General features: G+C 43.6%; 4 protein-coding genes. 1 reads left to right on the forward strand and 3 read right to left on the reverse strand.

Annotation, left to right across the window (positions count from 1 at the left end; genetic code table 11):
• Window positions 1-1,094: DUF87 domain-containing protein (locus QZY09_RS06700; protein WP_295669939.1), on the forward strand; the 1,094-nt coding region annotated here is incomplete at its 5' end.
• A gap of 423 nt (window positions 1,095-1,517) precedes the next feature.
• On the opposite strand, the gene QZY09_RS06705 is transcribed toward QZY09_RS06700, so the two are convergent.
• The 3 genes from QZY09_RS06705 to QZY09_RS06715 all read right to left on the reverse strand — a co-directional run bounded on the left by QZY09_RS06705 (window position 1,518) and on the right by QZY09_RS06715 (window position 4,236).
• Window positions 1,518-2,309, reverse strand: coding sequence for a Fic family protein (locus QZY09_RS06705; protein ID WP_295669943.1), 792 nt, complete (start codon window positions 2,307-2,309; stop codon window positions 1,518-1,520).
• A 28-nt stretch (window positions 2,310-2,337) separates the two neighbouring features.
• A complete protein-coding gene (locus QZY09_RS06710) occupies window positions 2,338-2,523 on the reverse strand; it encodes a hypothetical protein (RefSeq protein WP_295669945.1) in 186 nt (61 codons plus the stop codon).
• A gap of 297 nt (window positions 2,524-2,820) precedes the next feature.
• A complete protein-coding gene (locus tag QZY09_RS06715; protein ID WP_295669948.1) occupies window positions 2,821-4,236 on the reverse strand; it encodes a glucoamylase family protein in 1,416 nt (471 codons plus the stop codon).
• Window positions 4,237-4,310: the final 74 nt, after the last annotated feature.

A 4,310-nucleotide genomic window follows, 5' to 3' on the forward strand; every position in this document is an offset into this window, starting at 1 on the left:
ATGATATTCCGGCCTTGCTTAACTTGAATGGCAAAAACATTACCAACACGCAAATTTTAATTGCAGGTACCACTGGCTCGGGTAAGTCAAACCTTTTAGCTGTGTTGATTAATGAAATCAGGGTGCTGTCAACTGAAACTTCCTATCCGGTTAACTTTTTATTATTTGATTACAAAGGTGAGTTTTCCGACCCTGCCAATAATTCGTGGTTAAGTCTATTTGAAACAGACAGGAGCGCCATATTAGATCCTATAGTTTCGCCTTTGCCTTTTACACCTTTTAAGGAGTTTATCGGCAGGCCGCAAAACGAAATTAACCTTTATGCAAATGAGGTTTCCAACGCGTTGGGCGCAATCGACAGGGCATCAATAAGCGCAAATATGCGCAACAGACTGGCCGAAGCTGTAATCAGCGCGTACAAACGATCGTCGAATAAACCAATAACGTTTGAAATCATCCTGAAAGAATACACCTCCCTGCAAAGCGCAAAGGATAAAGACAAAGATGATAGCGTCTCTAGTGTATTAAAGCAACTCATAAGAACAAATCTGTTTGCATCTGAAGATAAAATTGATTTGATAAAAGGCAGCTATATTGTAAAAATGGATGGCTTTCCGAAGGATGGCCCGATAGCGAAAGCGATTGTTTATTTTATCGTTTCCAAACTAAATACAATTTATGAGCACTTGCCTAAACAGGCGATAGGAGAAGATGCCGTCGAATTACGGCATTTCACAATTATAGATGAAGCCCACTACATGCTTGGATTTGATAACAAACCACTTCGCGATCTCATTGCAGTAGGAAGAAACAAAGGATTAAGCATCATACTCGCCACACAGAATATGGATCATTTTAAAAGTGAATATTTTGATTTTTATGCAAATGCTCAATACCCTTTAATCATGAAACAACAATCTATAAACGATAGCGTGATTAAGGATTTGTTTGGTGTATCCGGCAACGAATTTCAGGAAATCAAACAAGCAATTTCTGGTCTGCAAAAAGGCGAATTAATCATTAAAAACCCTACGGCAATAACTTTAGGAATGGGCAAAAGGTATAAAAAGATAAAAGTTCGGCACCTTATTTAGTTGCAATATACTGCCAGCTTTTACGGTGATACCCCCCCCCCCCGCCCAGTTAACCGTGTCGCTTAACTGCTGTAATGCCTATGAAATGTGTTTAAAATTTCAGGGCTGGCAGGGAGTGCCTAATCCCGCTGGACTTCGCCCGGCGTTAACGTATAGCGCCCTTTCAGGGCTGGTGTAAACAAATTTAAGTCATGAAAGGGCGTGATATACCAACGATGGGTGTAGCACATTGCAGGTACCCATGGGCATCGAACGTACCCATGGCCATCGAACGTAATCACGGCACTACCCCCGCCCACTTAAACCCGCCGCTTAACTGTTGTAACGCCCTTGCGAAATGCTTGAAATTTCCAATCCTGCCGATATACGAATGTGTAGTTACCCCAGCGTTGAACTTAGTGCCCGGTTTGCAAAAAGGTTGTTTTATGGTTGAATCGATAGCGAATCAGGTAGCATTAATAAGAATGGCATGGCTTTGGCGTAATCTAATTCTTCGTAAAAAATTCCGAGCCTGTTTAAATTTTTATAATAATCATTAACATGCTGGTAATAGTTTAACTCGCTTTGCAAATACCAGGCTTTTTTGCCCAGCTTTTCAGCAATAAACCACTTTTCAAGTAATCGGGCCGCACGTCCGTTCCCGTCCTCAAACGGGTGGATATTTACAAATATTAGATGAATAAAGGCGGCAAAATAAAAAACTTCGGGCGGGCTTAATGGCTCTCTTTTTAATTGCGCAATATCCCCCCACAAACGCTCCATATTATCCTTTAAGCTGCCGGCAGGGGCGGCTTCAAATTGAATGCGGCCCGTATGGTGTTCCATTACTACCATATTGCCGGTACGGAATACACCTTGTTTATTTGATGGCAGCAAGTGGGAAGCAATTAGCTGATGAGCATTCAAAAACGCACCTGGGGTAAGTTCAGTTTGCTGCGCGAACAGGTAGGCATTGTACAGATCGTTTGGTTTTTGCACCAGATCGGGCTGATATTCAATATTCAGCATTTTATGCTTGATATAACTGTCAACCTCCATTTGCTCGCCCTCGATACGGGATGAAGCGATGGCGGATACCGAAGTATAAAAGCTAAAAGTGTCCGTGGAAATCTCCGCGTCGGTTAAACTGTCAAATAATGAAGCTAAGTTATGGTTAACCAACTGTAGGTATTCGTCCAGTAAGTCAACAGGTATAATTTTTAGCTTTTCTTTCATTTGGTATGGTGTGCGTTAATACACAGGGCTAAAGTTTGCCAGGTTTGTTTACCTGATCGCCTGATTTATTTTGCTGATTATTTTTTTTTATTTCGTCCCAAAACGCGAATAGCGCATCATTATCCTCAAGGGTATGCCGCAGCCGTTCCTCCGGCGGTTTGGCTAGCCAGATAGCTAATTGAAGTTGTTTTACATGTAGTGGTGTGTCGTCCATTGTTATATCAACTCAAAAGTACTTAAATTTAATTGTTGAAATACTGAAATGCCCGGTTAGCTCTGGGAAATCGCTTTTAAAGAGGAGGCTCCCGTGGAGCCTTAAAAACGAATCCATTTTTTCTATGAAACAGGCCGCTCCTCCGGAGCTAATAATAACGTACGTGTCAGACTCCGGAGAAGTCCCGTGTTTATAGAAAAATAAAATTGAAAATTATGGCTCCAGGGGAGCCTCCTCCCGGTTGTTTTATTTTAAAAGCGATTGCCTGCCGGTTAGCTATTGTTCCCGGTCGCGCAATCAATTCTTACTAAATCCCAATCTTTTCAAGCCGTCCTGGATCTCGGGGCAGCCCATAAACAACTTCCAGATCAACCCGCTGCGGTAATTTTCAATCATTACCACAATAGGGCCCTCATCAATAGCCAAATGGGTTTTGCCGTACCAGTTATGGGTTTCGCTAAAGCCGTCGGCAAAACCGTATGGACTCCAGATTTTATCGCCCAAATCGTAATAAAAATGTTTAAGCGCCTGCATGGAGTATTCGGGGGTATAAGGGAACGATGACAATGCGGCTGTTGGTTGTATTACGCCCCTGTCATCTTCAGGGCAATGTGCCACGTAGCCTTTAAAACTATCGCCGGCGGTAAGTCCCCAGCAATTGGCGCCGTAACCCTTAAATTTTTTAGGGTTTTCAATACAATAGGCCCGGTTAATGAGTGTATGGTTTTTGGTTTGCTCGGCATAATCTATGCCCTGGTCATCCTTTAAGCCATTAGGGTTGATGCCCATATAGGTGTATTGCTCAAAAAATAAGGGTCCGCCCTTATCATAGCCACCCAAAGGCAGGTTATAGCCGTAGTAAGTTTTGCCGTTTTTCCAGCTGGGGCTTTTTACCCAGGAGTTTTCGTACAACTCCTTTGAGATAGGGTGATTCGGCGAAGAAGCCGCAACAATATAAGTGATCAGCGCTTCATCATAGCCAAACACCGGGAAATTCATGTTAAAATCATTGGTCGGGCTCCAGTGCCAGTACAAATGTTTGTTGTCTTCTTTGCTGTGCCAGTTCCAGTCGGCGGAGTACCACATATCCGATACGCGGTTCCTGAAATATTTTTCCAGCGGGGTGTCCCCGTTAAAATATTGCCGGGCGGTAAGCAGGCCCATAAACAAGTAGCTGGTCTCCACAATATCTGCGCCATCATCCAGCCGGCCAAAGGGAATGGTTTTGCCGGTAACGCCGTTCATGAAATGGGGGTAGATCCCGTGGTAGCAATCCGCTTTTATCAAAAAATCGACAATTTTAACGATGCGTTTTAAAGCGGTATCCCTGCCGATCCATCCCCGGTTAACAGCCACAACAGTTGCCATGATGCCAAAACCGGTGCCCCCCATAGCGCAGGCCTCGGGCCCGAACGTGCCTTTACTAAAATTAGGCTGACCGTCCGCTTCGTTAATATAATCCCAGTAATAGTTGGCTTTTACGGTATTGTCCCTTTCGCTCGCCATCCCGCTTACCGGGTGGCCAAATTCCCAGAAATACCTGAAGGTTTGCCGCTGAACAATATCCAGCAAAGCAGCATCAGAAATATTTTTGACGATACCCACCGGAACAATGCTATTGGGGTATCCCGAAGTTTTTTTAGCCGGACGCTGGGCAAATAAACTAAAAGCAAAAAAACAGGCAATGGCCGGCAAAAGCAGATAACGAAGCATGGTAAATTGGTTTAATTGGAGATACAATAATAAATAAAAAGACCCGGCTTTTTCTCAAACCGGGCCTTAAACAA

The sequence above is a fragment of the uncultured Mucilaginibacter sp. genome, assembly GCF_903913935.1.
Lineage (GTDB): Bacteria > Bacteroidota > Bacteroidia > Sphingobacteriales > Sphingobacteriaceae > Mucilaginibacter.

Coding starts and splice junctions, on each gene's coding strand:
- QZY09_RS06705 (WP_295669943.1), bottom strand. CDS start 2,309: ATGAAAGAAAAGCTAAAAATTATACCTGTTGACTTACTGGACGAATAC.
- QZY09_RS06710 (WP_295669945.1), bottom strand. CDS start 2,523: ATGGACGACACACCACTACATGTAAAACAACTTCAATTAGCTATCTGG.
- QZY09_RS06715 (WP_295669948.1), bottom strand. CDS start 4,236: ATGCTTCGTTATCTGCTTTTGCCGGCCATTGCCTGTTTTTTTGCTTTT.